This is a genomic window from Peterkaempfera bronchialis (assembly GCF_003258605.2).
Taxonomy (GTDB): domain Bacteria; phylum Actinomycetota; class Actinomycetes; order Streptomycetales; family Streptomycetaceae; genus Peterkaempfera; species Peterkaempfera bronchialis.
Genome location: NZ_CP031264.1, coordinates 4,838,021 through 4,865,004 on the forward strand (window position 1 = coordinate 4,838,021; position 26,984 = coordinate 4,865,004).

General features: G+C 72.5%; 25 protein-coding genes and 2 pseudogenes. 24 read left to right on the forward strand and 3 right to left on the reverse strand.

Annotated features, from left to right (window positions below):
* Positions 1-44: 44 nt before the first annotated feature.
* Entirely contained in the window at positions 45-1,967 is a 1,923-nt protein-coding gene (locus C7M71_RS21585; RefSeq protein WP_229758837.1) for a peptidoglycan recognition protein family protein, read from the reverse strand.
* Between the two features lie 573 nt (positions 1,968-2,540).
* Between C7M71_RS21585 and ffh the strand changes: the two genes are divergently transcribed.
* Together ffh and C7M71_RS21595 are read left to right on the forward strand one after the other, a co-directional pair.
* Positions 2,541-4,103: a signal recognition particle protein gene (gene ffh, locus C7M71_RS21590; protein ID WP_111491615.1), complete on the forward strand. Its 1,563-nt coding sequence runs from the start codon at positions 2,541-2,543 to the stop codon at positions 4,101-4,103.
* A 94-nt stretch (positions 4,104-4,197) separates the two neighbouring features.
* Entirely contained in the window at positions 4,198-4,719 is a 522-nt protein-coding gene (locus C7M71_RS21595; RefSeq protein WP_229758838.1) for a GNAT family N-acetyltransferase, read from the forward strand.
* Positions 4,720-4,758: 39 nt separating this feature from the next.
* Here C7M71_RS21595 and C7M71_RS21600 read toward each other — a convergent pair whose 3' ends face one another.
* Positions 4,759-5,607, reverse strand: a complete 849-nt coding sequence (locus C7M71_RS21600; RefSeq protein ID WP_111491612.1) for a class I SAM-dependent methyltransferase — start codon at positions 5,605-5,607, stop codon at positions 4,759-4,761.
* 238 nt (positions 5,608-5,845) lie between these two features.
* Here C7M71_RS21600 and proS point away from each other — a divergent pair, with 238 nt between their 5' ends.
* From proS to C7M71_RS21685, 17 genes and pseudogenes are all read left to right on the forward strand, one after another.
* Positions 5,846-7,258 carry a proline--tRNA ligase gene (gene proS, locus C7M71_RS21605; RefSeq protein ID WP_111491610.1) on the forward strand — a complete coding sequence of 471 codons (1,413 nt, stop codon included), beginning with the start codon at positions 5,846-5,848 and terminating at the stop codon, positions 7,256-7,258.
* Positions 7,259-7,483: 225 nt separating this feature from the next.
* Positions 7,484-8,080, forward strand: coding sequence for a hypothetical protein (locus C7M71_RS21610; RefSeq protein WP_111491608.1), 597 nt, complete (start codon positions 7,484-7,486; stop codon positions 8,078-8,080).
* A 317-nt stretch (positions 8,081-8,397) separates the two neighbouring features.
* Complete coding sequence (rpsP, locus tag C7M71_RS21615) at positions 8,398-8,835, forward strand: 30S ribosomal protein S16 (protein ID WP_111491607.1); 438 nt, start codon at positions 8,398-8,400, stop codon at positions 8,833-8,835.
* 2 nt (positions 8,836-8,837) lie between these two features.
* Positions 8,838-9,077 (forward strand): RNA-binding protein, encoded by a 240-nt coding sequence (locus C7M71_RS21620; RefSeq protein ID WP_111491605.1) that lies wholly within the window; start codon positions 8,838-8,840, stop codon positions 9,075-9,077.
* A 121-nt stretch (positions 9,078-9,198) separates the two neighbouring features.
* Positions 9,199-9,747 carry a ribosome maturation factor RimM gene (gene rimM, locus C7M71_RS21625; RefSeq protein WP_111491603.1) on the forward strand — a complete coding sequence of 183 codons (549 nt, stop codon included), beginning with the start codon at positions 9,199-9,201 and terminating at the stop codon, positions 9,745-9,747.
* 9 nt (positions 9,748-9,756) lie between these two features.
* Complete coding sequence (gene trmD / locus C7M71_RS21630; protein ID WP_111491601.1) at positions 9,757-10,602, forward strand: tRNA (guanosine(37)-N1)-methyltransferase TrmD; 846 nt, start codon at positions 9,757-9,759, stop codon at positions 10,600-10,602.
* A 126-nt stretch (positions 10,603-10,728) separates the two neighbouring features.
* Positions 10,729-11,079, forward strand: a complete 351-nt coding sequence (rplS, locus tag C7M71_RS21635; protein WP_111491599.1) for a 50S ribosomal protein L19 — start codon at positions 10,729-10,731, stop codon at positions 11,077-11,079.
* Positions 11,080-11,149: 70 nt separating this feature from the next.
* Positions 11,150-11,947 (forward strand): signal peptidase I, encoded by a 798-nt coding sequence (gene lepB / locus C7M71_RS21640; protein ID WP_111491597.1) that lies wholly within the window; start codon positions 11,150-11,152, stop codon positions 11,945-11,947.
* Positions 11,931-12,959: a signal peptidase I gene (lepB, locus tag C7M71_RS21645; RefSeq protein WP_111491595.1), complete on the forward strand. Its 1,029-nt coding sequence runs from the start codon at positions 11,931-11,933 to the stop codon at positions 12,957-12,959. Before lepB (C7M71_RS21640) ends, lepB (C7M71_RS21645) begins: the two co-directional genes overlap by 17 nt.
* A 199-nt stretch (positions 12,960-13,158) precedes the next feature.
* Positions 13,159-14,157 carry a signal peptidase I gene (lepB, locus tag C7M71_RS21650; RefSeq protein ID WP_111491593.1) on the forward strand — a complete coding sequence of 333 codons (999 nt, stop codon included), beginning with the start codon at positions 13,159-13,161 and terminating at the stop codon, positions 14,155-14,157.
* Positions 14,158-14,351: 194 nt separating this feature from the next.
* Positions 14,352-15,134 (forward strand): signal peptidase I, encoded by a 783-nt coding sequence (gene lepB / locus C7M71_RS21655; protein ID WP_111491591.1) that lies wholly within the window; start codon positions 14,352-14,354, stop codon positions 15,132-15,134.
* A 74-nt stretch (positions 15,135-15,208) separates the two neighbouring features.
* Positions 15,209-15,535 carry a DUF2469 domain-containing protein gene (locus C7M71_RS21660; protein WP_111491589.1) on the forward strand — a complete coding sequence of 109 codons (327 nt, stop codon included), beginning with the start codon at positions 15,209-15,211 and terminating at the stop codon, positions 15,533-15,535.
* Between the two features lie 145 nt (positions 15,536-15,680).
* Positions 15,681-16,097 carry a YraN family protein gene (locus tag C7M71_RS21665; protein ID WP_111491587.1) on the forward strand — a complete coding sequence of 139 codons (417 nt, stop codon included), beginning with the start codon at positions 15,681-15,683 and terminating at the stop codon, positions 16,095-16,097.
* A gap of 2 nt (positions 16,098-16,099) precedes the next feature.
* A complete protein-coding gene (locus C7M71_RS21670) occupies positions 16,100-17,707 on the forward strand; it encodes a YifB family Mg chelatase-like AAA ATPase (RefSeq protein ID WP_114914715.1) in 1,608 nt (535 codons plus the stop codon).
* A 403-nt stretch (positions 17,708-18,110) separates the two neighbouring features.
* Positions 18,111-19,316 (forward strand): DNA-processing protein DprA, encoded by a 1,206-nt coding sequence (gene dprA, locus C7M71_RS21675; RefSeq protein ID WP_111492967.1) that lies wholly within the window; start codon positions 18,111-18,113, stop codon positions 19,314-19,316.
* A gap of 239 nt (positions 19,317-19,555) precedes the next feature.
* Positions 19,556-20,581 (forward strand): RNA polymerase sigma factor WhiG, encoded by a 1,026-nt coding sequence (whiG, locus tag C7M71_RS21680; protein WP_322975184.1) that lies wholly within the window; start codon positions 19,556-19,558, stop codon positions 20,579-20,581.
* 88 nt (positions 20,582-20,669) lie between these two features.
* Positions 20,670-21,218, forward strand: a pseudogene (locus C7M71_RS21685) (TetR/AcrR family transcriptional regulator); the annotation flags it as partial.
* 293 nt (positions 21,219-21,511) lie between these two features.
* On the opposite strand, the pseudogene C7M71_RS32965 reads toward C7M71_RS21685, so the two are convergent.
* Positions 21,512-21,967 (reverse strand): annotated as a pseudogene (locus tag C7M71_RS32965) (M23 family peptidase); the annotation flags it as partial.
* Positions 21,968-22,397: 430 nt separating this feature from the next.
* On the opposite strand from C7M71_RS32965, the gene rpsB reads away from it, so the two are divergent.
* The 5 genes from rpsB to C7M71_RS21715 all read left to right on the forward strand — a co-directional run bounded on the left by rpsB (position 22,398) and on the right by C7M71_RS21715 (position 26,938).
* Complete coding sequence (gene rpsB, locus C7M71_RS21695; protein ID WP_111492969.1) at positions 22,398-23,315, forward strand: 30S ribosomal protein S2; 918 nt, start codon at positions 22,398-22,400, stop codon at positions 23,313-23,315.
* Between the two features lie 142 nt (positions 23,316-23,457).
* Positions 23,458-24,294: a translation elongation factor Ts gene (gene tsf, locus C7M71_RS21700; protein ID WP_111492970.1), complete on the forward strand. Its 837-nt coding sequence runs from the start codon at positions 23,458-23,460 to the stop codon at positions 24,292-24,294.
* Positions 24,295-24,474: 180 nt separating this feature from the next.
* Positions 24,475-25,233, forward strand: coding sequence for a UMP kinase (pyrH, locus tag C7M71_RS21705; RefSeq protein ID WP_407675930.1), 759 nt, complete (start codon positions 24,475-24,477; stop codon positions 25,231-25,233).
* A 98-nt stretch (positions 25,234-25,331) separates the two neighbouring features.
* Positions 25,332-25,889 (forward strand): ribosome recycling factor, encoded by a 558-nt coding sequence (gene frr, locus C7M71_RS21710; protein WP_111492971.1) that lies wholly within the window; start codon positions 25,332-25,334, stop codon positions 25,887-25,889.
* Positions 25,889-26,938: a phosphatidate cytidylyltransferase gene (locus tag C7M71_RS21715; protein WP_111492972.1), complete on the forward strand. Its 1,050-nt coding sequence runs from the start codon at positions 25,889-25,891 to the stop codon at positions 26,936-26,938. The genes frr and C7M71_RS21715 overlap by 1 nt, the downstream gene beginning before the upstream one ends.
* The last annotated feature ends 46 nt before the right edge of the window (positions 26,939-26,984 follow it).

Sequence of the window (26,984 nt, forward strand, 5' to 3'; positions counted from 1 at the left end):
GGGGCGGCGCCGGATACGGCCGGGTCGGCTAGGTCATGTGCGGGTCACTTGAGGACGACGATGCCGTCGGTGGTGATGGTGGGACGGCCCGAGGTGGCGACCACCACGATCTTCAGCTTGTGGGTGGCGCTGGTGCTCCAGTTCTTGGTCCAGACCGCCTGGCGGTAGAGGACCTTCGACGACTTCAGGTCGTAGGTGGCGACCTTCTTGCCGTCCAGGTAGATGTACGCCTGGCCGGAGTCCGACGCCCGCGAGACCACCCAGGCCACCGACCGGCCGGTGAAGGTCCAGGTGAGGCTGGCGTTCTTGGCCTTGCTGGAGTACGAGGCACCGCCCAGGTAGCTGCTGTTGGTCCGCTTGGTCCAGGTCCCGGTCTTGGCGGCTGCGGTCTCCTGGGAGATCGCCGGTGTGCGGGCCACCGAGGCGGTTGCGCTGTTGCCGGCCATGTCGGTGGCCTTGAGCGCCCAGCTGGTGGACACCCCGGACTTGGCGGTGGTGGCGTAGCTGGTGACGGTGGGGCCGAACGTCTTGGCGGCGGGGGAGGTGAGCGCGACCGACTTCAGCAGCTTGTTGTCGGTCGCCTTCCACGTCAGGGTGACCGGGACGGCCCCGGTGGACACGGTGCCGGTGCGGAGCTGCATCGCCGGAGCGGTGGAGAAGACCGGCTTGGTGGTCTCCGCAATGACGGTGGTGGCGGCGGAGGTGCTGGTGCTCTGGGCGATGTGCACAGCGCGCACGGCCACGGTGTGTGTGCCAGGAGCGAGGCTGATCGCGCCGGAGCGAGCGGTGTTCACGATGGTGGCAGCGGTCTTGCCGTCGACCAGCACCTCGAAGCGGCTGATCAGGCCGGAGGGCCAGCTTTCCGACCAGGAGACGGTGGCCTTGCCCGTGGTGTACCAGGTGGTGCCGGACTTGGTGGCTCCGGTGAGCCCGGTGACGACAGGGGCGGCGGCAGGCCCTGCGGCGTAGCTTCGAATGTCGGCGAGCTGCGGGTAGAGGGCGTTGCCGGGGCACTCGGTGGCGAAGGCGTCGCGGTGGCCGGAGATGGTGTTGAAGTCGACCTTCGTCCCCAGGGGGAACTTGACTCCCTTCCCGGCGCTGGTGGTGGGGTCCGCTCCTTCGACCAGGGTGCTCTTCCCGGTTGCCGTCAGTCCGTACATGCCGAGCTTCCAGTCGGCGAGCGCCGCGAGGGAGGTCAGCACTACGGCGGGCGCCTTGACGTCGGTGTAGGTACCGAGCACCGCGACACCCATGCTGTCGGTGTTGACCCCGAGGGTGTGGGCGCCCACGACGGGCAGGTCCGGGCCGTGGCCGTCGTCGAGCCCGCCCCATCGGCCCTCGAAGATGGTGCCGCACTTGTCGACCAGGAAGTTGTAGCCCAGGTCGCGCCAGCCGTTGGCCTTCACGTGGTAGGCGTAGTCGGCCTGGACCACCGCTGCGGAACCCGAGGGGTCAGCCGGATCGGTGCTGCACCGGTAGTCGTTGGAGTTCGCGGTGTGGTGGACGAAGACGACCTTCACCCCATTGGGCGAGTAGCTCGGCAGCGTCTGGTCGCGAAGCGTCTCGTCGGCGCCCCACTGGGCACGGGTGACAATGGCCGGCTTCGGCATTGTCGAGGTCGGCGGTGCCGGGATGTCGGGGGAGGCATCGGACAGCACGGCCGCAGCCGGCTGCGCGTCGGGCAGGGTAACCGCCCCGGTGCCTGCCTCGGCGGCAGCCGCCGCGCCCGACGCCGAGGAGTCAGCGGAGCTGCCAAGGTCGCCGGAAGCGACGAACTCCAGCCGCAGCCCGGCGGGCAGCCTGGTGGTTCCGCTGTCGGAGGTGACCCGAAGCTCCACGCCGTTGGACGGCCCGGTCCAGAGAGGTTCGGTGGCGCCGCGGGCGGGGGCGGCCTCGGCGCTTCGCGGGTCCGGCGAGGAGTCCGCGGCGGAGAGCTCCGACCAGTCGGACCACGTGCCGGTGGCCATGTCCCGGGTACGTACCTGAACGGTGCCCTTGAGCTCTGTACGGGCGTCGTCCCAGCTGACACCCAGCAGGTTGAAGGGCTGGGTACTGCGTTGGGTCAGCCCGCGCACCGGCCTGTTGCCATGGGCCCGGGGCAGCTCGCCGAGGGGGCTTCGGAAAAGCGTGGGCCTGACCGGGCCGTGGGCCCTTCCGTGCCGTCCGGTCTGGTTCGGCACGTCCGTACCGGCGAAGGCGACTGCGGTCGCTCCGCCGCCGCCCAGCAGAACGGCGCTTAAACCGAGCCAGACCTTCCCCTTGAGTCCCAGTGCTCTGTGCGCGTGCGCATTGCGCGATGCCATGTCCCGCCCTCATGAGTGTCGGCGTGGCGCATTGTGTGGCCCCGCCCTGCGCCAGGTGGATGATGCGGATCATAGGGCTCTGTGCAGCGCACGGGCGGGGGAGGGGGGCGGCCGGTCGGCCGTGGGAGGTGCGCAAGTGCCTCCGAAACGGACACCGCGCCCCGTGCGGACGGCGGCCGGATACCCTGGGGGCGACGACCGTACCCGTACCGATGCCACGAGGGACCCGCGACCGACGTGTTCGACACCCTTTCCGACCGCCTCGCAGCGACGTTCAAGAGCCTCCGGGGCAAGGGCCGCCTGACCGAGGCGGACATCGACGCCACGGCCCGTGAGATCCGCATCGCCCTGCTTGAGGCGGATGTGGCGCTCCCGGTTGTCCGGGCCTTCATCAAGCAGGTCAAGGAGCGGGCGCTGGGGGCCGAGGTCTCCCAGGCGCTCAACCCGGCCCAGCAGATCATCAAGATCGTCAACGAGGAGCTCATCGCCATCCTCGGCGGCGAGACCCGGCGGGTGCGCTTCGCCAAGCAGCCCCCCACCGTGATCATGCTGGCGGGCCTCCAGGGCGCCGGCAAGACCACCCTGGCGGGCAAGCTCGGCCGCTGGCTGACGCAGCAGAAGCACACCCCGCTGCTGGTCGCCTGCGACCTCCAGCGGCCCAACGCGGTCAACCAGTTGAAGGTGGTCGGCGAGCGGGCCGGCGTGCATGTCTTCGCGCCGGAGCCGGGCAATGGCGTGGGCGACCCGGTGCAGGTGGCCCGCGACTCGATCGAGTACGCGAAGACCAAGCAGTACGACGTCGTCATCGTGGACACCGCCGGGCGGCTCGGCATCGACACCGAGCTGATGCAGCAGGCCGCGGACATCCGCGACGCCGTGCAGCCGGACGAGGTCCTCTTCGTCGTGGACGCCATGATCGGCCAGGACGCGGTCACCACCGCACAGGCGTTCCTCGACGGCGTCGACTTCACCGGCGTGGTGCTGTCCAAGCTGGACGGCGACGCGCGTGGCGGTGCGGCGCTGTCCGTCGCTCATGTGACCGGCCGTCAGATCATGTTCGCCTCCAACGGCGAGAAGGTCGACGACTTCGACGCCTTCCACCCCGACCGGATGGCCTCCCGCATCCTCGGCATGGGCGACATGCTCACCCTGATCGAGCAGGCGGAGCGGACGTTCTCGCAGGCCGAGGCCGAGAAGATGGCCTCCAAGCTGCGCGGCGGCGGCAAGGAGTTCAGCCTTGACGACTTCCTCAGCCAGCTGGAGCAGGTCCGCAAGATGGGCTCCATCTCCAAGCTGCTGGGGATGCTGCCGGGCATGGGCCAGATCCGCGACCAGATCAACAACATCGACGACCGGGACGTCGACCGGGTCGGCGCCATCATCAAGTCGATGACGCCGATCGAGCGCGAGGACCCGAAGATCATCAACGGCTCGCGGCGGGCCCGTATCGCCAAGGGCTCCGGCGTCACCGTCACCGAGGTCAACAACCTGGTGGAGCGGTTCTTCGAGGCGCGCAAGATGATGTCCCGGATGGCCAGCGGCCAGGGCATGCCCGGGATGCCGGGCATCCCCGGCATGGGCGGCGGCGGCCCCCGGAAGCAGAACAAGAAGCAGGTCAAGGGCAAGGGCAGGCAGCGTTCCGGCAACCCGCTGAAGCGGGCGGCGGAGGAGAAGGCGGCCGCCGAGCGGCGGGCCAACCCCGACGCGCAGCCGGGAGGCGCCTTCGGCCTGGGCGCCGGCCAGGGGCCCGCCGACTTCGAGCTGCCCAAGGAGTTCAAGGACCTGCTGCCGCCCCAGTAATCCGGCACGAGTAGTCCGGCACCCTCGTCCCATGCGGCCCGCCGCCCCCCGAAAACGGGGGCGGCGGGCCGCCGCCGTGTCCGATGATGGACCCGTGCGAGTGACGATCCGAGCCCCCAAGCCCTCCGACAGCGACGCCTACGCCGACGCGGTGCTGCGGTCCGCCGACCACATCGGCCCCTGGAACCCCGTGGAGGCGGACCTCCCCGGTCTGCTCCAGCGGCAGGGCCCGGGGCTGCGCACCTTCCTGATCGTGGACACCGGCGACGGCGGCCTGGTCGGCAAGTGCAATGTGGCCAACATCGCGATGGGCCGCTTCTGCAACGCCTCGCTGGGCTACGACTCCTACCTGCCCTACGCCGGCACCGGCCGGATGACCGAGGGGATGCGCCTGGTGGTGGACCGCTGCTTTGCGCCGCAGGGCGCCGGCGGCCTGGGCCTGCACCGGCTGGAGATCAACGTCCAGCCGGACAACCAGCGGTCGACCGCGCTGGCCAAACGCCTGGGCTTCCGGCTGGAGGGCTACTCCCCCCGGATGCTCTGGATCAACGACGCCTGGCGCGACCACGAGCGCTACGCCCTGACCGCCGAGGAGTGGCCCGGCCTGCCCGGCTGACCGCTTCCCCGGCCCTGGCCCGGCCGGGTCAGGGCCCGCTCAGACCGCCTGGGCGACCACATAGCGGAAGACGTTCGCCATCCGCACGGAGCCGCCCTCCCGCCGATAGGGGTGGAGCGCCTCGGTGAGCTCCTTGACCACCAGCGCCTCACCGGAGTACGCCGCCGCCGCGTCATAGGCCCCGGTGGAGAGCAGCCCGCGCACCGCGCTCTCGAGGTCCGGATAGGCGAACGGGCAGGAGACCCGGCCGCTGCCGTCCGGGCGCAGCCCCGCCCCCACCACCAGCGACTCCAACTTTCCGGGGGCGCTTAGCCCGAACGGGTCGTACCGCCGCCCCCGGCCCCGCCGCCTCCCTGCCGACGCCGACGCCGAGGCCGAGGTCGCCGCCGGCGCGGCCAGCCGCCGGGCGACCTCCAGCACGCCCGCGCTCTGGCAGCGCTCCGGCGGCCCCCAGGTCGCCAGCACCACATGCCCGCCGCGCAGCGTGAGCCGGGCGGCGCTGCGCACCAGCGCCTGCGGGTCGGCGGCGCAGTACAGGTTCTCGAAGGCCGTGACCAGGGAGTGCGTGGTCGGCGGCGGTGCGCCGGGGGAGGCGTCGCGGTGCACATCGGCGAGCACCCGCAGCCGCCGCCCCTGGGCCAGCGAGCGCAGCTCGCCCTCCGGCTCCATGCCCGCGACCTCGGCGCCCCGGGCGGCGGCCAGCAGCAGGGCGAGCCCGGAACGGCAGCCCAGGCCCAGCACGCTGGTGGCCGGGCCCACCTCCAGCCGCTGGTAGACGGCCTCGTACAGGGGCACCAGCATGCGTTCCTGGATCTCGGCCCAGTCGCGCGCCCGCTGCTGCGCCCGCGTGAGCTCCGTGGCCGTGCTCCTCACCTGAGCAGAAGCCATCCTGCGGCCTCCCATCCGGTCCGTCGGCTGCCGTGCCGGTTCGCGGCACGATGGACGACCCCCCGCGTTGCTCCCCGAATCCCCCCGAATACAGACAACCCCCGTCGCGGCCCGGCGTCCAGAGGAGTGGCGGAGGCGCGCGCCCCCGGCGGTCGTGCGCCCCTCCGCCGTGCGCGGGCGGGACGGGAGGGGCATAGCGATTCACGGTCGGGTGCACCGGCCCCGTAACATTCGCCCCATGGCAAAGGCTCCCGTGCTCACTCCCCAGGCGGACGACTTCCCGCGCTGGTACCAGGACCTGATCAACAAGGCCGAGCTGGCCGACAACGGCCCGGTGCGCGGCACCATGGTCATCCGACCGTATGGCTACGGCCTGTGGGAGCGGATGCAGCAGGAGATGGACGCGCGGATCAAGCGCGCCGGAGCCCAGAACGCGTACTTCCCGATGTTCATCCCGCAGTCCTATCTGACCCGGGAGGCGGAGCACGTCGAGGGCTTCGCTCCGGAGCTGGCCGTGGTCACCCACGGCGGCGGCAAGGAGCTGGAGGAGCCGGTCGTGGTCCGGCCCACCTCCGAGACCATCATCAACGAGTACTTCTCCAAGTGGGTGCAGAGCTACCGCGACCTGCCCCTGCTGATCAACCAGTGGGCCAATGTGGTCCGCTGGGAGCTGCGGCCCCGCGTCTTCCTGCGCACCACCGAGTTCCTCTGGCAGGAGGGCCACACCGCCCACGCCACCTACGAGGACGCGCGCGCCTACGCCGACATGATCCACCGCGAGGTGTACGGCGACTTCATGGTGAACGTCCTCGCCATCGACGTGGTGCTGGGCCGCAAGACCGCCCGGGAGCGCTTCGCCGGCGCCATCAACACCCTCACCCTGGAGGGCATGATGGGCGACGGCAAGGCGCTGCAGATGGGCACCAGCCATGAGCTGGGCCAGAACTTCGCCAAGGCGTTCCACACCCAGTACCTCTCCGGCGAGGGCAAGCAGGAGCACGTCTGGCAGACCTCCTGGGGCAGCTCCACCCGTATGGTCGGCGGCCTGATCATGTCGCACGGCGACGACAACGGCCTGCGGGTGCCGCCCCGGCTGGCGTCGGTGCAGGTCGTGGTGCTCGCCATCAAGGGCGATGACGCGGTGGTCGCCAAGGTGCGGGAGATCGGCGCGGCGCTGGAGGCGGCCGGCGTCCGGGTGGTCGTGGACGACCGCACCGATGTGCCGTTCGGCCGCCGCGCGGTGGACTGGGAGCTCAAGGGCGTCCCGGTGCGCATCGAGGTGGGCCCCCGCGACCTGGAGGCCGGTACCGCGATGCTGGCCCGCCGCATCCCCGGCGGCAAGGAACCGGTCTCCATCGATGCGCTGACGCAGCTGGTACCGGCCGTGCTGGAGGAGGACCAGGCGCTGCTGCTGCGCCAGTCGCGCGAGCGCCGGGAGGCCCGGACCGTCGATGTGACCTCCATCGAGGAGGCGGTCGAGGCCGCCGCCACCGGCTGGGGCCGCATCCCCTGGGCCGACCTCGGCCCGGAGGGCGAGGCCAAGCTGGCGGAGCAGGGAGTCTCGGTGCGCTGCCTGGTCGCGGCCGACGGTTCGGTGCCGGAGGCCGACGATCAGTCGGGCAACATCGCGATCGTCGCCCGCGCGTACTGAGCGGGCGGATATCGTGTTCGGCCCGTGGTCATGTTGTGGTGGCCACGGGCCTTACCCTCACCCTCCGTACGGGGCTCAATGGGCCGCGTAGGACAGGAGTTTGACGTTGTATCAGGTGCTCGATAGACGCCTCTGCGCAGCTCGGGGCGTACTCCGCGATCAACGGGGATCGCGATCGTTCGGCTGTGGACGGAACATCGGACCGCTCTCTATCGTTGGCATAGCGTGAGCACGACACAGCCTCTCGTCCTCGCGGCCGAACTTGCCGCCGCCTGGAGCGACATCCAGCGCCATCACCCCGACCTGCCCGATCTCGCGGCCCCGGAGTCGCTGATCGGCGAATCCTCCTCCGCCTGCGGCACCGAGCTCAGCTTTGAGCGGCTGCTGCACGAGGCGGCGCACGGACTGGCCGCCGCCCGTGGTATCCGCGACACCTCGCGGGCCGGGCGGTACCACAACCGGCGCTTCCTCGGCATCGCCGACGAGCTGGGCCTGGCCCATCCGGTCGAGCCCCATCCCAGCAGCGGCTTCTCGCTGGTGACCATGGAGCCGGAGACCAGGGCCCGGTACGCGGACACCATCGAGCGCCTGGACAGGGCGCTCGGGGCACACTCCGAGGCCGTCAGCGGGGACGGCCGCGGCCGCGCCTTCCGTGGCCCGGCCACCCGCCATGGCTCGTCCGGCGGCGGCGTCCGCGTCAAGGCGGTCTGCGGCTGCGGGCGGAACGTCCGGGTGGTCCCCTCGGTGCTCGCTCAGGCATCCATCGTCTGCGGCGCCTGCCAGCAGCCGTTCCGGATCGCCGAGCCGGCTTCGGAGTCCTGAGCCCGGAGTCCTGGGCCCCGGCGTCCTGAGCCCGGCGTCCTGCCGGGTGTCCTGAGCCCGCAGGTCGGGCCCGGGACCGCCGCACGGCACCGCGAGGCGCGTCTCGCGGCGCCGCGATGGCGGCTGCCCGGATCCGGCGGCGCCGGGCGCGGTCGGGAGAGCGCCCGCGCTGTGGCACAATGGGCAGCTGAGTACTCGGCAGCCGAGCAGGACCCCTCTCTCCTCCGGCTGGCGTGTCAGTCGAGCAGCCGACGTCCGCAACCCCACGTGGAGCGCGCGGCCGCTCACCCACGTCAAGACCAGGAGACCCCACTCCAGTGGCAGTCAAGATCAAGCTGAAGCGTCTGGGCAAGATCCGCGCCCCGCACTACCGCATCGTCGTCGCCGACTCGCGCACCAAGCGCGACGGCCGCGCCATCGAGGAGATCGGCGTCTACCAGCCGACCTACAACCCCTCGAAGATCGAGGTCGACTCGGACCGCGCCCAGTACTGGCTGAGCGTCGGCGCCCAGCCGACCGAGCCGGTGCTCGCCATCCTCAAGCTCACCGGTGACTGGCAGAAGTTCAAGGGCGAGCCGGCTCCGGCTCCCCTGAAGGTTGCCGAGCCCAAGGTCGAGGACTACAGCCACCTCTTCGCCAAGGCCGTCCAGGGCTTCGAGGACAGCACCACCGGTGCCGCCATCACCCCCAAGGCCAAGAAGTCGGACAAGAAGGACGAGGCCGCTGAGGCCGAGACCGCGTCCAGCGAGGCCTGAGGATGCTCGAGGAAGCCCTCGAGCACCTGGTGAAGGGCATCGTCGAGAACCCCGATGAGGTCCAGGTGCGGTCACGCAACCTGCGCCGGGGGAACACCCTTGAGGTGCGGGTGCACCCCGAGGACCTCGGCAAGGTCATCGGCCGTGGTGGCCGCACCGCCCGTGCGCTGCGCACCGTGGTCGGCGCGCTGGGTGGACGGAACGTCCGCGTCGACCTGGTCGACGTCGACAACGTCCGCTGAGCCGCACGGCTCCTCTTCAGGGCCGATCCTCTTCAGGGCCGATCGGGACGCACCTCGTCCCGGTCGGCCCTGCCGCATTCACCAGTCCCAACCAGTCGTGAACCACAGGAGCGCGATCACCGTGCAGCTCGTCGTCGGCAGGATCGGCCGTGCCCACGGCATCAGAGGGGATGTGACCGTCGAGGTCCGCACCGACGAGCCGGAGCTCCGGCTCGCACCCGGCGCGGTGCTGCTCACCGACCCGCCCTCCGCCGGACCGCTCACCGTGGAGTCCGGCCGGGTGCACAGCGGCCGGCTGCTGCTGCGCTTCGCGGGGGTGGGTGACCGCAACGCCGCCGAGGCGCTGCGCAACACCGTCCTGATCGCCGAGGTCGACCCCGCCGAACTCCCCGACGACCCCGACGAGTACTACGACCACCAGCTGGTCGGCCTCGATGTGGTGCTGCGCGACGGCACCCGGGTCGGCGAGGTCTCCGAGGTGGTCCATCTGCCGTACCAGGACCTGCTCTCGGTGACCACCGGGGACGGCCGCGAGGTACTGGTGCCGTTTGTGGAGCGAATCGTCCCCGAGATCGACCTGGAGGAGCAGCGGGCCGTCATCGACCCGCCGCCGGGGCTGATCGACCCCGACCGGGCCGAGACCGCCGGCTCCGACGCAGGTCAGGAGTAACCCGCGCCCATGCGCATCGATGTCGTCACCATCTTCCCCGAGTACCTCGAACCGCTGAATGTGTCGCTGGTCGGCAAGGCCCGGGCCCGTGGCCGACTCGACATCCACCTCCACCACCTGCGGGACTGGACCACCGATGTGCACCGCACGGTGGACGACACCCCGTACGGCGGCGGCCCCGGCATGGTGATGAAGCCGGAGCCCTGGGGCGCCGCCCTGGACGCCGTGCTGGAGCGCGGCGCCGAGGAGCTGGCCGGCCGGGGCCTCGGCGAGGGCGCCGTACCCACCCTGGTGGTGCCCACCCCCAGCGGCCGCCCCTTCACCCAGGAGCTGGCCCAGCGGCTGGCCGCCGAGCCGTGGCTGGCGTTCGCCCCCGCCCGCTACGAGGGCATCGACCGCCGGGTCATCGAGGAGGCCGCCGACCGGATGCCCGTGGTGGAGGCGTCCATCGGCGACTATGTGCTGGCCGGTGGCGAGGTCGCGGTGCTGGTCATGGTGGAGGCGGTGGCCCGGCTGCTGCCGGGGGTGCTCGGCAACGCCGAGTCGCACCGCGACGACTCCTTCGCCGCCGGGGCCATGGCGGATCTGCTGGAGGGCCCGGTCTACACCAAGCCCGCCGAGTGGCGCGGCCGTGCCGTCCCCGAGGTGCTGCTCAGCGGCAACCACGGCCTGATCGCCCGCTGGCGCCGGGAGCAGGCGTTCCGCCGGACCCTGGCGATGCGCCCGGACCTGGTGGGCCGCTGGGAGAAGGCCGCGTTCGACAAGCACGACCGCAAGGCGCTGGACGCCCTCGGCGTGACCTGGGACGAAGCCTGCGGCCGATTTCGGCCGGAACCGGGTGGTGTGGAAGAATAGGCCGCTGCTGCATGCCGTTGCCCCTGCCACGGGGGGAACACCGTCCGCCGGCCTCGCCGGTGCGCAGCAACCCCCATCCTTACGAATTCCGTGGGTGACCCGTGGCGCCCATGATGGAGAGTTCCGATGAGCAATCTGCTCGACGTCATCGACTCCGCGTCGCTCCGCGACGACGTCCCCGCCTTCCGTGCCGGTGACACCCTCAAGGTGCACGTCCGGGTCATCGAGGGCAACCGCTCCCGTGTCCAGGTCTTCCAGGGCGTCGTCATCCGCCGCCAGGGCGCGGGCGTCCGCGAGACCTTCACCGTCCGCAAGGTCAGCTTCGGCGTCGGCGTCGAGCGCACCTTCCCGGTGCACACCCCGATCGTGGAGAAGATCGAGGTCGTGACCCGGGGTGCCGTCCGCCGCGCCAAGCTGTACTACCTGCGCGACCTGCGCGGCAAGGCCGCGAAGATCAAGGAGAAGCGCGACCGCTGAGGTCGGCTGCTCGGTCCCGGCTCCGGTCGGGGAGGGGAACCCTCGTACGAGGCCGGATAGGCTTCGCCCGATGAGCACCCACGAACCACTCGCGGACCGCGACAGCGCCCCCGCCCCCGAAGACGGGGCAGGGGCGTCGTCGCGGTCCGCGGCCGTTCCGGCGCTCCCCGACGCCGGGCGTCCCCGCCGGTGGGTCGGCGGGCTGCTGGTGGCCGTGGTCTGCGTGCTGGTGCTGGCCCTGGTGAACGCCTTTGTCGCCCAGCCCTTCGCCATCCCCTCCGGGTCGATGGAGAACACCCTGCGGGTGGGCGACCGGGTGGTGGTCAACAAGCTCGCGTACCGCTTCGGCGGCACCGTGCACCGGGGTGACGTGGTGGTCTTCGACGGCCGGGACTCCTTCCTCCAGGACGACGGAGCCGGGTCTGGCGGACTGGGCGGCGCCCTGCGGCAGCTCGGCTCCTACCTCGGCCTGGCGTCCCCCTCCGAGACCGACTTCGTCAAGCGCGTCGTCGGCGTGGGCGGGGACCGGGTGGTCTGCTGCGACCGGCAGGACAGGATCACCGTCAACGGCGTGCCGGTGGACGAGTCCGGGTACCTCTTCCCTGGTGACACCGCCTCCTCGGTGCCGTTCGACATCGAGGTGCCGGACGGCAGGCTGTGGGTGATGGGCGACCACCGCAGCGACTCCCGGGACTCCCGCGACCACCTCGGGGAGCCCGGTGGCGGCACCGTGCCCGAGGACCGGGTGATCGGTCGGGCCGACTGGGTCGTATATCCCGTCGGGCGCTGGCACCACCTCCGGCGCCCCGGTGGGTACGACGCGGTGGACGCGGCAGGGAGGGGCGGTCGGCATGGGGACCAGGGGTAGGCTGCGGGTCGCCGAACCGCCGGAGGGGAGCAGCGCCGCCCCCGAGTCGGCGACCGACGGCGGCGGGGCGCCCGGACGCGGCGAGAAGCGCCGCCGCACCTCGGGGATGGGACGCGCCGAGCGCCGCCGCATCGCCCGCCGCGCCGCCCGCCGCCGCAAGCGCTCCTTTCTGCGTGAGGTGCCGCTGATCGCCGTGGTGGCGCTGGTGATCGCGCTGCTGCTGAAGACCTTCCTGGTCCAGGTGTTCGTGATCCCCTCGGGGTCCATGGAGGACACCATCCGGATCGGCGACCGGGTGGTGGTGGACAAGCTCACCCCCTGGTTCGGCAAGGACTACAAGCGCGGCGATGTGGTGGTCTTCAAGGACCCGGGCGGCTGGTTGGAGCAGGACCACAAGACGTCCGAGGACGGTCCGGTGATGCGCGGGGTGAAGCACGCCTTCGCCACCATCGGCCTGCTGCCCTCCGACAACGAGGGCGACCTGATCAAGCGGGTGATCGGGGTCGGCGGCGACACCGTGGTCTGCTGCGACGCCGGTGGGCGGCTCACGGTCAACGGCACCCCGGTCGACGAGCCGTATGTCGCCCCCGGCAACCCGGCGTCACGGATCACCTTCACCGTGACGGTGCCGCGCGGCAGGCTCTGGGTGATGGGCGACCACCGCGACTTCTCCGCCGACTCGCGCTTCCATATGACCGACTTCGGCAATGGCACCATCCCACTCTCCAATGTCATCGGCCGCGCCTTTGTGATCGCCTGGCCGGTCTCCCGGTTCCACCGGCTGCCGGAGCCCGACACGCTGGCGTCGCTGCCTCCGCCGCCCGGGAGTGTGATCGACGCGGCCCGCGCGCCCTCCGGTCGGGGTCCCGCCTCCAGTCAAAATCTTGGCCAACCCTCCACCGCCGTGCCCGCCGGGCCGGATCCCGGGGAACCGTCGCTCGTTATGGGTGTGGTGGCTGCGCTGCCCTTCGCTGCCCGCCGATGGCGGAGGGGCGTCGCCCGTCGCGGCTGAATGACGGGGGACGCCGTGTGTGCTGGCGCTGGGCGGCCCCACCGGGTGATAGAGAGGTGCAGGTGTGCGGCGCGATGCGTCGGGCACCTGGAGGACGTCGGGCCGCGGTCAGCCATGCGGGTCCGGGAACCGCGGTGCCGCCGGATGGCACCGCATCGGCGTGGGCGCGGTCGCGTCCGCAGTGCAGGGAGGAGATGTCGTGGGGGATCTCGTGATCGGCGCCCGTTCGGGTGCCGGTGAGCCCGAGGACCCCGGCAGCCGTACCGCGGATTCCGTGGGCGACCCGGGAGCCGGCGGACAGCAAGCGGACCGGAGCGGTGGCAGGACGGCGGCCGGAGTGGCCGCCGAGTCCGGTACCGGCGACGACGAGGCGGCGGACACCCCGGGGGAGGCCCGGCCGGCGAAGTCCGACACGGCCTCCCGGGAGCACAAGCAGCGCTCGTTCTGGAAGGAACTGCCGATCCTGATCGGCATCGCGCTGGTCCTGGCGCTTGTCATCAAGACCTTCTTCGTGCAGGCGTTCTCCATCCCTTCGGAGTCCATGCAGGACACCCTTCAGAAGGGTGACCGGGTGCTGGTGGACAAGCTCACCCCGAGGTTCGGCGCCAAGCCGGAGCGCGGCGACGTGGTCGTCTTCCACGACCCGGGCGGCTGGCTCAACAAGGAGCCGGAGCAGTCCGGCAACGGGGTGCTGCGCGGTGTGCAGAACGTCCTCAGCTTTGTCGGGCTGATGCCCTCCGCCGATGAGAAGGACCTGATCAAGCGGGTCATCGCGGTCGGCGGCGACACCGTGGAGTGCCAGGGGAGCGGCCCGGTCAAGGTCAATGGCGTGGCGCTGGACGAGCCCTATGTCTACCCGGGCACCACGCCCTGCGGTGACAAGCCCTTCGGGCCGGTCAAGGTGCCCGACGGCGGCATCTGGGTGATGGGCGACCACCGCAATGACTCGCTGGACTCCCGCTTCCACATGGACCAGCCCGGCGGCGGCAGCGTCCCGGTCGGCAATGTCGTCGGCCGCGCCTTTGTGATCGCCTGGCCGGCCTCCCGCTGGAACACCCTGCCGGTGCCCGACACCTTCAGCCAGCCCGGCCTCTCGGCCGCCGGAGCGTTCGCCCCGCCGGCGCTCGGCCTGGTCGGAGCCGTGCCGGTGACCCTGCTGATCCGCCGCCGCAGGCGCCGGGCGGAGGCAGCCGGCTGACGGAGCGCGCCCGGGCGGCGGCGTCCGAGGCATTGCGCGGGCCGTGGTACCGACGAGTAGTCTGCTCGGGCGTACCACGGCCCGCCTGCTTTCCGCCCGCCGGCCCCGGTACGGCTGTCGCGACCGGCGGCCCCTCGCGGGCGGTCGGCAGGAGCAGGCCGGCCCCTGGGCCCGGCCGAGGGGGGACGGCGCCGATGAGCGGGACCGCCGGTGGGACCACGGACCAGGCCCCGGACCGGACCGGTCCGGGGGCGGGAGCAGCCGCCGCCCCCGATACACCCGGCGGCCGGCTGGGCCGGGTACTCCAGGGCGTCGCCCTCGCCCTCGGTCTGCTGCTGATGGTCGGCGGCTTCGCGCTGATCGCGGCCGACTACCGGCCCTACAACGTCCCCACCGACTCCATGGAGCCCACCGTGCGCCCCGGGGACACCGTGCTGGCGCGCAACAGCGACGGCAGCGACATCGGGCGCGGTGACGTGGTGGTCTTCCGGGACTCCGAGTGGGGCGGCGCCCTGATGATCAAGCGGGTCGTCGCGGTCGGCGGGGACACCCTGGTCTGCTGCGACGCCCGGCAGCGGCTCACCGTCAACGGCACGCCGGTCGACGAGCCGTACCTCGCCAGGGGCTACAACGGCGGCGCGTTCACGGCGCGGGTGCCGCAGGGGCGGATCTTCCTGCTGGGCGACAACCGGCTGGGCTCGCTGGACTCCCGGGTCCACCTGGACCGGGCCTCCGGCACGGTCCCCGCAGCCGATGTGCTCGGCCGGGTGGAGGGCACCGCCTGGCCGTTCGCCCGGATGGGCGGCATCGACCGGACCGCCGCCTTCGACCCGGTCGGCGGCTCCCGGGCCTCCCGGCCCGGACCGCTGGTGGCGGCTGCCTGGGCCTCGGTCTCCGGGGCGGTGCTCGTCCTGGTGACCGCCGCCCTCGGCCCGGCGGCGGCGTTCCTCCGCCGACTGCGCCGCAGTGGACCCTAGGGGGCCTGCCGAGGCTCTCCGCCACCCGCCGGTGGTCCACAATGGGAGGACACGACAGCTAAGGGGACGTGGGGATGAGTGCCGAGGACCTCGAAAAGTACGAGACCGAGATGGAGCTCAAGCTCTACCGGGAGTACCGCGACGTCGTCGGCCTGTTCAAATTCGTGATCGAGACCGAGCGCCGCTTCTACCTCACCAATGACTACGAACTCCAGGTCCACTCGGTGCAGGGCGAGGTCTTCTTCGAGGTGTCCATGGCCGACGCCTGGGTCTGGGACATGTACCGGCCCGCCCGCTTCGTACGCAAGGTACGGGTGCTGACCTTCAAGGACGTCAACGTCGAGGAGCTTGCCAAGACCGATCTGGAGCTCCCCTCCGACGACGCCGGATTCGGCCGCTGACCGTACCCGCTGTCAAGCCCCCGCCCGCTTATTGACCCCTGCGGGGGAACGCGCTTTTCCACAGCCCCGGGTTGTCCACAGGAATCCGGCCGCCCCTCGCGCTCCCGGCCCGCCACCGGCACGCTCCGTGCCGGAGGTGACCGCCATGACCAATCCCCGCACCGCCCTCGGCCGCTACGGCGAGGAGGTGGCCGCCCGCCGCCTGGTGGAGGCCGGCCTGACCGTCCTGGAGCGCAACTGGCGCTGCCGGGAGGGCGAGCTGGACATCGTCGCCCTGGAGGGCGACACCCTCGCCGTCTGCGAGGTGAAGACCCGCCGCGAGACCGGCTTCCAACAGCCCGCCGAGGCCGTCACCGAGGCCAAGGCCGAACGGCTGCGCAGACTCGCCGCACGCTGGCTCGACGAACGCTGGCCGGTCCACCGGGCCCGGCTCGGCGGCGCCGCCGCCGGCCCGCCGCGCCCCGCCCCACCGCCACCCGGCGGCGTACGCATCGACCTGATCGCGGTCACCGGCCGCCTCCGGGGCGCCGCCCTGGTCGAGCACCTGCGCGGGGTGGTATGACCGTGGCCTTCGCCCACACCTGCTCCGTCGCCCTGCTCGGCGTCGACGGGGTGGTCGTCGAAGTACAGGCCGACCTCGAACCCGGCGTCGCCGCCTTCACCCTGGTCGGCCTGCCCGACAAGGCCCTCAGCGAGGCCCGCGACCGGGTCCGCGCCGCCGTCGTCAACAGCGGCGAGAGCTGGCCGCAGCGCAAGCTCACCGTCGGGCTGAGCCCCGCGTCGGTACCCAAGAGCGGCAGCGGCTTCGACCTGGCGGTCGCCTGCGCGGTCCTCGCCGCAGCCGAACGCCTGGACCCCGCTGCCATCGCCGACCTGCTGATCGTGGGCGAACTCGGCCTCGACGGCCGGGTCCGGCCGGTCCGCGGAGTACTGCCGGCCGTTCTCGCCGCCGCCGACGCCGGCTACCGGCAGGTCGTCGTCCCCGAGCAGACCGCCTCCGAGGCCGCCCTGGTCCCCGGCATCTCGGTGCTCGGCGTACGCAGCCTCCGCCGACTGATCGCCGTCCTCACCGGCGACCCCCCGCCCGACGAACCCGACGACCGCACCGCCCCCGGCCGCCCCGACCCGATGATGGCCGGGCTCACCCTCCCCGGCGTCGGCGCCCGGGGCCTCACCGGGGAACGGACCCACCACCTGGACATGGCCGATGTCGCCGGCCAGTACGAGGCCCGCCGCGCCCTGGAGATCGCGGCGGCGGGCGGCCACCACCTCTACCTCAAAGGACCGCCCGGCGCCGGCAAGACCATGCTGGCCGAGCGGCTGCCCGGACTGCTGCCACCGCTGCGCCCGAAGGAGGCCCTGGAGGTCACCGCCGTGCACTCGGTCGCCGGACTGCTGCCGCCCGGACGCCCGCTGATCGACACCGCCCCCTACTGCGCCCCGCACCACTCCACCACCATGCCCGCGATCATCGGCGGCGGCAGCGGACTGCCCCGGCCCGGCGCGGTCTCGCTGGCCCACCGGGGCGTCCTCTTCCTGGACGAGGCCCCCGAGTTCCCCGTCCGGGTCCTGGACGCGCTGCGGCAGCCGCTGGAGTCCGGCGAAGTGATCGTGGCCCGGTCGGCGGGGTCGCTGCGGCTGCCCGCCCGCTTCCTGCTGCTGCTCGCCGCCAACCCCTGCCCCTGCGGGCGCTACTCCCGGCGCGGCGAGGGGTGCGCGTGCACCCCGGCCATGGTGAGCCGCTATCAGGGGCGGCTCTCCGGCCCGCTGCTGGACCGGGTGGACCTCCAGGTCGAAGTGGAACCGGTGACCCGGGTGCAACTGCTGGACCGCGACACCACCGCCGAGACCACGGCCACCGTCGCCGCCCGGGTCCTGGCCGCCCGTGGGCGGGCCGCCGCCCGGCTCGCCGACACCCCCTGGCACGGCAACGCCGAGGTGCCCGGCCACGAACTGCGCACCCGCTGGCGGCTGGCGCCCGGGGCCCTGGACGACGCCGAACGCGAGATGCAGCGCGGCCTGCTCACCGCGCGCGGCCTGGACCGGGTGCTCCGGGTCGCCTGGACCGTCGCCGACCTGGCCGGCCGCGACCGCCCCAACCGCACCGACATCCGCACCGCCCTGGTCCTCCGCACCGGCGTCCACCGCGGCCTCCCCCTCCCCACCCCCTGACCCGCCCCTCGCCGCCACCCCCGCCCCCGTCCCGTTCACCCGACCCCGCCCCGCTCACCCGATCACCCGACCCCTGCCTCCGCCCCGCTCACCCGCCGGACCTGCCCGCTCACCTGACCTCCCGCCGAGCCCCCTCCCCCGATCACCCGCCCCCGCCCTGCTCACCCGACCCTCGCCGCCGAGCCCGCCCCGCTCAGCCGCCGGACCTGCCCGCTCCCCCGACCTCCCGCCACCGAGCCCGCCCTGCTCACCCGATCTCCCGCCGTCGAGCCCCCGCCCCCGCCCCGCTCAGCCGCCGGACCTGCCCGCTTGGCGTGGGCCCGGGTCTCCGGCCGTGGCCGGGCCGGGCGTCACCCCGCCCGGGCACCCCGATTCCCCCCCACACGTAGAAAGGCCGTCTCCGGTGACTCCGATCCAGATCCCTCTCGACCTCGAAGGAACCGACCCCGAGGAGGCCGCGCCGCCTACCGGCCCCGACGACCGGGAGCGGCTGGCCAGGGTCGCGCTGACCCGGCTTGCCGAGCCCGGCGACCTCACCGTCGGGCAGTGGATCGCGGAACTCGGCGCAGCCCGCCTGCTGCGCACCATCGAGACGGGTGGCAAGCCCCCCGGAGCCACCGCCGCCCGGCTGGCCCGCTACCGGGTCCGCGCTCCCGGGCTTGACCCGGCCGCCGACCTGGAGCGGGTCCGGGCCCTGGGCGGCCGGTTCGTCATCCCGGGCGATCCGGAATGGCCGACCCAACTGGACGACCTCGGACCGGCCCGGCCCATCGGCCTCTGGACGACCGGCGCCGCCTCGCTGCGGCTGCTGGCCCTGCGCTCCGTGGCCGTCGTGGGTGCCCGCGCCTGTACGGCCTATGGCGCACATGTCGCCGGGGAACTCGCAGCCGGACTGGCCGAACGCGGCTGGGTGGTGGTCTCCGGCGCCGCGTACGGGATCGACGCCGCCGCCCACCGGGGCGCCCTGGCGGTCGGCGGCCCCACCGTCTCCATCCTCGCCTGCGGGATCGACATCGCCTACCCGCGCGGCCACACCGAACTGATCCGCCGCATCTCCCAGCAGGGCCTGCTGGTCAGTGAACTGGCGCCGGGTGAGCACCCCAACCGCTTCCGCTTTGTGCTGCGCAACCGCGTGATCGCCGCCCTCACCCGGGGGACCGTGGTCGTCGAAGCGGCCCTGCGCAGCGGCGCGCTGAGCACCGCCCGCCGGGCCAGGGACCTCAACCGGCTCACCTGCGGCGTCCCCGGCCCGGTGACCTCGGAACTCTCCGGCGGCGTCCACGCCCTGCTGCGCAGCGGCGCGGCGACGCTGGTCACCGACGCGGCCGAGGTGGTGGAGCTGGTCGGCGGGATCGGCGGCGACCTTGCTCGGCCGCAGCAGGGCCCGGTGCTGCCGTGGGATGTGCTGCCCCCCGAGGCCCGCCGGGTCCTGGAGGCACTGCCGGCCGCCGCCGACGGTGCACCGGTCGAGGCGGTCGTCCGGGCCGCCGGGCTGCCGCCGGACGAGGTGCTGCACCGGCTCTATGAGCTGGCCTCGCTGGGGTTTGCCGAGCGCTCCGGAGCGCACTGGCGTACCGCCCGCCGCCGCAGGGGCGACCCGCCCGGGTGACAGCGGGTCCCCCGATCGATATCGAACGCAACACCGTACGGCGGCCAGGTGGGGGGAATCCTGGCGGAGGCGCCACACGGCTCCCGCAGCCCCCGGCGCACCCGCCCGACCTGCGCATACCCACCACCAGATCGAGGGATGGACAGGAGTGGGTAGCTCTCAGCACTCGTCCGATCACGCTACGCTCGCCACGACTTCCATACGGACACACGACTCGGCAGAACGGCGCACAAGGACGCATGCCCACACACATTCCCCGGCGGAGAGCGACCGGCGGCGACAGAGCCCTGACGGCTTCGGCTGCTGGGCCGGGGCCTGCCCCCGAGATCCACTCGGCGGTGGCGGGGGCGGCAGCTGCGGCCGGAGGCGCCGGACCCGCCCGGTCCGGGCTCAGCGGGCAGAGCGCCGCCCCGGCTCCGGCCGTGGAGGCAGCCGCTCCGCCGCCGACGGCCTCGTCCGAGCCTCCGAGGCCGCCCGGCGCCCGGCGCGGCGGTGCGGCCGCCGAGCGCCCGGCACTCGACCAGCTGTGGCGCTCCTATAAGTCGACCGGCGACGGCCGCCTGCGGGAGCAGCTGATCCTGCACTACTCACCGCTGGTCAAGTACGTGGCCGGGCGGGTCGGGGTGGGCCTGCCGGCCAATGTCGAGCAGGCGGACTTCGTCTCCTCGGGCGTTTTCGGGCTGATCGACGCCATCGAGAAGTTCGATCTCGACCGCGCCATCAAGTTCGAGACCTATGCGATCAGCCGCATCCGTGGTGCCATCATCGACGAGTTGCGGGCGCTGGACTGGATCCCCCGCTCGGTGCGGCAGAAGGCGCGGGCGGTGGAGCGCGCGTACGCGACCCTGGAGACCCGGCTGCGGCGCACCCCCCATGAACCCGAGGTGGCCGCCGAGATGGGCATCCCGGTGGAGGAGCTGCACGCCATTTTCAGCCAGTTGTCGCTGGCCAATGTGGCTGCTTTGGACGAGTTGCTGCACCCGGTGGGCGAGGGCGGCGACGGGCTCAGCCTGCTGGACACCCTGGTGGACACCGCTGCGGACGACCCCGTGGAGGTGGCCGAGGACCGGGAGCTGCGCCGGCTGCTCGCCCGTGCGGTCAACACCCTGCCGGACCGGGAGAAGACGGTGGTGACCCTGTACTACTACGAGGGCCTCACCCTCGCCGAGATCGGCCAGGTGCTCGGGGTCACCGAGAGCCGGGTGAGCCAGATCCACACCAAGGCAGTGCTGCAACTGCGCGCCAAGCTCTCCGACGCCAGGTAGCCGCAGCGGGCCTGTTCCCGTGCCGCCCTGGGACGCACCGCCGCTGCCTCCGTACAGTGGACAGGTGCCAAAGATCCGAGCGGCCAACCTGGCCGCGCACCGCGAGATGCAGCGCACCGCCCTCCTCGCCGCCGCGCGCGCGCTGCTCGTCGAAGGCGGCGTGGATGCGCTGACCTTTCCCGCGCTCGCCTCGCGCACCGGTCTGGCGCGGTCCTCCGTGTATGAGTACTTCGGCTCCCGGGGTGCGGTGGTCGAGGAGCTCTTCGCCGCCGACTTCCCCGTCTGGTCGGCCCGGATCGAGACCGCGATGGCCGAGGCAGCGACCCCCGAGGCCCGGGTGGAGGCGTATGTACGCACCCAGCTGGCCCTGGCCGGGGACCCCCGGCACCGCGCGGTCACCGCGATCTCGGCCGCCGAACTGGACGATGACGCCCGCGACCGCATCCGGGCCGCCCACGGCCGACTGGTCGAGCTGGTGGTCTCCGCGCTGCGGGAGCTGGGCCATGAGCAGCCGGGGCTCGCCGCCGGGCTGCTCCAGGGGCTGGTGGAGTCGGCCGCCCGCAGGCAGGAGCTGGGCGCCGCCGAGGACCCCGAGGTGATCGCGGACGCCGCGGTGGAGCTGGCCCTGCACGGTGTGGCCGCCGGTGCGCCCGGGCGGGGCCACGCCGCCGGTGCCGCCTGCTGCACATGGGACGGCAGCAGCCGGACCCGGCCGAGGCCGAGCAACGCCAGCGGGTCCAGGTAGCGGCGGCCGCGCAGCAGTCCCCAGTGCAGGCAGGGCGTCCGGCAGTGGCCACCGCCGGCCGACCCGCCTGTCTCAGGCGGCCCGTCCGCCCGAGGCTGTCCGTCCGCCTCAGACTGTCCGCCCCTCTCCGACTGTCCGCCCGCCTCCAGCCGGCCGACCGTCTCCCCGGCCGCGACCCGGGCGCCGACCGGCAGCGCGGCGGCCACCGGCAGATAGGTGGTCCGCAGCGGAGGCTCACCGGTCCCGGGGTGGACCACGGTCACCGCGCCCCGCCCGCCGACCCTCCCCGCGAAGGCGACGATCCCGGCCGCCGCCGCCCGCACCTCGGCACCCCCTGCCGAGGCCAGGTCCACCCCGCGATGCCCCGGTAGCCAGGGCAGCGGCGGCGGATCGAAGCCGCGCAGCACGGCGATCCGGCCGCCCAGCGGCCAGGCCCGTGCGGGCCCACCCCCGTCGCGGCCGGCGGCTTCGGCGGCCCGGTGCGGCGGAGCGAGGCAGAGCGCCAAGGTGAGCACCAGCCCGCCGAGCAGGGCCAGCACCCTCCGGTCGGGGACGGGCGGTGGCAGCGGTCCGGCGCAGCCGGGGAGCACGCAGCGGGGGAGTACGCGGCCGGGGAGCAGCAGAGGACGAGGACCGGTCATGGCCGGTACGGTGCCTGCGACCGCCCCGGCCCGCCACCGCCCTTCGCCATCCTGTGGACGACTCGCGGGGTGTGGATAAACGTGTCACCCGCAGGAGGGGCGCAGCCGACCGGGCCGGGCGTCCCCGGGCCCGCGCGGCGCTGTGTCGCCTGCCATGCCGCCTGTCCCGTACACTTCTGTCGCGACCCGGCGTGCCGGGTCGACTTCGCACGCCCCGCCACCGATGCGTCAGCACGCGGTTCGCAATCCGCGTCAGCACGGTGCGAGTGCCGCTCGGTCCGATGAGCCGTGGCGCAGCCTCCGCTGCACCCGGTCCCCACGGCAGGCACGGCCGGGGCGTCAGGCGCGGTGGCCACCCGGTCGCCGCGGACAACCGAGCCTGACTCCGTCCGCCACGGCGCGACGGGGGCACGATCCGAGGAGTACGGCAATGGCCGTCGTCACGATGCGGGAGCTGCTGGAGAGCGGCGTCCACTTCGGTCACCAGACCCGCCGTTGGAACCCGAAGATGAAGCGCTTCATCTTCACGGAGCGCAACGGCATCTACATCATCGACCTCCTGCAGTCGCTGAACTACATCGACCGCGCCTTCGAGTTCGTCAAGGAGACCGTTGCCCACGGCGGCAGCGTCCTCTTCGTCGGCACCAAGAAGCAGGCCCAGGAGGCCATCGCCGAGCAGGCCACCCGCGTGGGCATGCCCTACGTGAACCAGCGCTGGCTGGGCGGCATGCTCACCAACTTCTCGACCGTCTACAAGCGCCTCCAGCGCCTGAAGGAGCTTGAGGAGATCGACTTCACCGATGTCGCGGGCTCCGGCCTCACCAAGAAGGAGCTGCTCGTCCTGCAGCGCGAGCACGAGAAGCTCGAGCGCACCCTGGGCGGCATCCGCGACATGCAGCGCGTCCCGAGCGCCGTCTGGGTGGTCGACACCAAGAAGGAGCACATCGCGGTCGGCGAGGCCCGGAAGCTCAACATCCCGGTTGTCGCCATCCTCGACACCAACTGCGACCCCGACGAGGTCGACTACAAGATCCCGGGCAACGACGACGCCATCCGCTCCGTCACTCTGCTGACCCGCGTGATCGCCGACGCCGTGGCCGAGGGCCTGATCGCCCGTTCCGGTGCCGCCACCGGTGACGCCAAGGCCGAGCCGGGCGCCGACCAGCCGCTGGCCGACTGGGAGCGCGAGCTCCTGGAGGGCGAGAAGAAGGCCGACGAGGCTCCGGCCGCCGAGGCGCCGGCCGCTGCCGAGGCCCCCGCTGCCGAGGCTTCGGCCGACGAGGCCCCCGCTGCCGAGGCCGCCGAGGCCACCGAGGCTCCGGCCGCCGAGGGCGAGCAGCAGGCCTGACGTTCCGCAGTCGAGGGGTACGGCGGCCGCCGCAGCACGCGTCGGCCGCCTACCCCTCGCACCTGTGCCGGGCGCGGTGGCGACCCCGCCGGCCCGGTGCCACCCCAGCAGACACGCGAGACGCGAGAAGAGATTCACAACCATGGCGAACTTCACCGCCGCGGACGTCAAGAAGCTCCGTGAGCTCACCGGCGCCGGCATGATGGACTGCAAGAAGGCGCTGGACGAGGCCGAGGGCAACGTCGAGAAGGCCGTCGAGATCCTGCGCATCAAGGGCCAGAAGGGCGTGGCCAAGCGCGAGGGCCGCGACGCCTCCAACGGCGCCGTCGTCTCCCTCCTGGAGGGCGGCAACTCCGGCGTCCTGGTCGAGCTGAACTGCGAGACGGACTTCGTCGCCAAGGGCGACCGGTTCGTCGAGGTGGCCAACGCCATCGCCGCGCATGTCGCCAAGGCCGCCCCGGCCGATGTCGACGCCGCGCTGGCCAGCGAGATCGAGCCCGGCAAGACCGTCCAGCAGTTTGTGGACGAGGCCAACGCCTCCCTCGGCGAGAAGATCGTCTTCCGCCGCTTCGCGCAGTTCGCCGGTGACGGCTACGTCGCCGTCTACATGCACCGCACCTCTCCGGACCTGCCCCCGCAGGTCGGCGTCCTGGTCGAGCTCGACAAGGAGAACGCCGAGGTCGCCAAGGACGTCGCGCAGCACATCGCCGCCTTCGCGCCGAAGTTCCTCTCCCGTGAGGACATCCCGGCCGAGGTGCTGGAGAGCGAGCGCCGCGTCGCCGAGGCCACCGCCCGCGAGGAGGGCAAGCCCGAGGCCGCCCTGCCGAAGATCATCGAGGGCCGCGTCACCGGTTTCGTCAAGGAGAGCGCCGTGCTGGAGCAGGCGTTCGCCAAGGACAACAAGAAGACCGTCCAGAAGGTTCTGGACGAGGCGGGCGTCACCCTCAAGCGCTTCGCCCGCTTCCGCGTCGGAGCCTGAGGTCGTTCCGGGGATCTACCCCTAGGGTAGAGAGCGGAACACGTCGAACAGCCCTCCGACGCCCTGGGGGAGCGGGTTCGACACCATGAACGACGAGGAGGCCATTGCCGTGCAGGTGACCATACCGGTTCCCACGGCGGTGGCCTCCTCATCTGTACGTGCTGGAGAAGGAGTCGTCCCATGCAGATGACCGGGCGGGAGACCACTGAGGACGGCGTACGCCGCCGCGTGCTGCTCAAGCTGTCCGGCGAGGCGCTCGCCGGGGGAGGCGGCCTCGGCGTCGATCCCGATGTGGTGCACGCCATCGCCCGCGAGATCGCGGCGGTGGTCCGCGCGGGCACCCAGGTCGCCGTGGTGGTCGGCGGCGGCAACTTCTTCCGTGGCGCGGAGCTTCAGGTCCGTGGCATGGACCGGGCGCGCTCCGACTACATGGGCATGCTCGGCACGGTGATGAACTGCCTCGCCCTCCAGGACTTCCTGATCAAGGAGGGTGTGGAGACCCGGGTGCAGACCGCCATCACCATGGGCCAGGTCGCCGAGCCCTACCTTCCGCTGCGTGCCGTGCGGCACCTGGAGAAGGGGCGCGTGGTGATCTTCGGCGCCGGTATGGGCATGCCGTACTTCTCCACCGACACCACCGCCGCCCAGCGGGCGCTGGAGATCCACGCCGAGGCCCTGCTGATGGGTAAGAACGGGGTGGACGGCGTGTACGACTCCGACCCCAAGACCAACCCGGACGCGGTGAAGTTCGACGCCCTGGAGTACTCCGAGGTGCTGACCCGCGACCTCAAGGTCGCCGACGCCACCGCGATCACGCTCTGCAGGGACAACGCCCTGCCGATCCTGGTCTTCGAGCTCCTCACCGAGGGCAACATCGCCCGTGCGGTGCGGGGTGAGAAGATCGGCACGCTGATCAGCCGGGAAGCAGGCAGGGCCTGACCGCGCCACGCGGCCCGGCGAGTTACGACGTTACGGACCCCTGGCCCCGCCATTCGGGCGCGGGAGGGGACGAGCAGGGAACCGGACAGGAGCAGACTGTGATCGAAGAGACCCTCCTCGAAGCCGAGGAGAAGATGGAGAAGGCGGTCCAGGTCGCCAAGGACGACTTCGCCGCCATCCGTACCGGCCGTGCGCACCCGGCGATGTTCGCCAAGATCACCGCCGACTACTACGGCGCCCCGACGCCGATCAACCAGCTCGCCTCCTTCTCGGTGCCCGAGCCCCGGATGGCCGTCGTCACCCCGTTCGACAAGACGGCGCTGCGGGCCATCGAGACCGCCATCCGCGACTCCGACCTCGGCGTCAACCCGACGAATGACGGTTCCCTCATCCGGGTGGTGTTCCCGCAGCTGACCGAGGAGCGCCGCCGGGAGTACATCAAGGTCGCCCGCCACAAGGGCGAGGACGCCAAGATCTCCATCCGCAGCGTGCGCCGCAAGGCCAAGGAGACCCTGGACAAGCTGGTCAAGGACGGCGAGGCCGGCGAGGACGAGGTGCGCCGCGCCGAGAAGGAGCTCGAGGACGTCACCGCCCGCTATGTGGGCCAGGTGGACGAGCTGCTCAAGCACAAGGAAGCCGAGCTGCTCGAAGTCTGATGAACCACGCCACGACTCCTCCCGGCGGGTCATCTCCCGGCTCCGGGACCTCCCCGCAGGGCCCCGACGGGCCCGACCTGCCAGGCCGCCCCGCCGCCGGGGTCGCGGCGCACCGACAGTGGGCCGGCCGCCAGGCGCCGGCCCACTCGGACCTGTCCCCGACCGACCCCGGCGCCGGGCACCTCCCCGGGCAGGAGACTCCCGTGGCCCCACCGGACGACCAGCAGCCCCGCAAGCCGCGCGCGGGCCGCAACCTGCCGGCCGCGATAGGGGTCGGCGTCGGCCTGGGCGCGGTCATCGTCGCCTCGCTCCTCTTCGTCAAGGTGCTCTTCCTCGTCGTGGTGATGGCGGCGGTCGGCATGGGCGTCTGGGAGCTCACCAGCCGCCTGGCGGAGCGCAAGGACATCCGGGTACCGCAGATCCCGCTGGTCGCGGGCAGCGCGGCGATGCTCGCCGCCGGGTATGCGTTCGGTCCTGAGGGCTCGGCGGCGGCGCTGGCGCTCACCGCGCTGGTGGTGCTGGTGTGGCGGATGCGGGAGGCCCCGGAGGGCTACCTCCGGGATGTCACCGCAGGCATCTTCACCGCCTTCTACGTACCGTTCCTGGCCACCTTTGTGGCCCTGATGCTGCACGCCGACGACGGCCCTCGGCGGGTGCTGCTCTTTCTGCTGATCACGGTCTGCAGCGACACCGGCGCCTATGCGGTGGGCTTCAAGTTCGGCCGCCACAAGCTGGCGCCCCGGATCAGCCCCGGCAAGACCCGCGAGGGTCTGGCGGGCGGCGTCGCGCTCTCCATGGTGGCCGGTGCGCTGGGCATGCAGCTGATGATCGAGGGCGGTGCCTGGTGGCAGGGCCTGGTGCTCGGCGGCTGCGCTGCGGTCGTCGCCACCCTGGGCGACCTGGCCGAGTCCATGATCAAGCGGGATCTGGGGATCAAGGACATGGGCACCCTGCTCCCCGGCCACGGCGGCATCATGGACCGGCTGGACTCCCTGCTGCCCACCGCCCCGGTCAGCTGGCTGCTCTTCGCCGCCTTCGTCGGAGCCTGACACCCTTCCCGTAGCACCCCGTACGTCCACGGCGGCCCCGGCGACC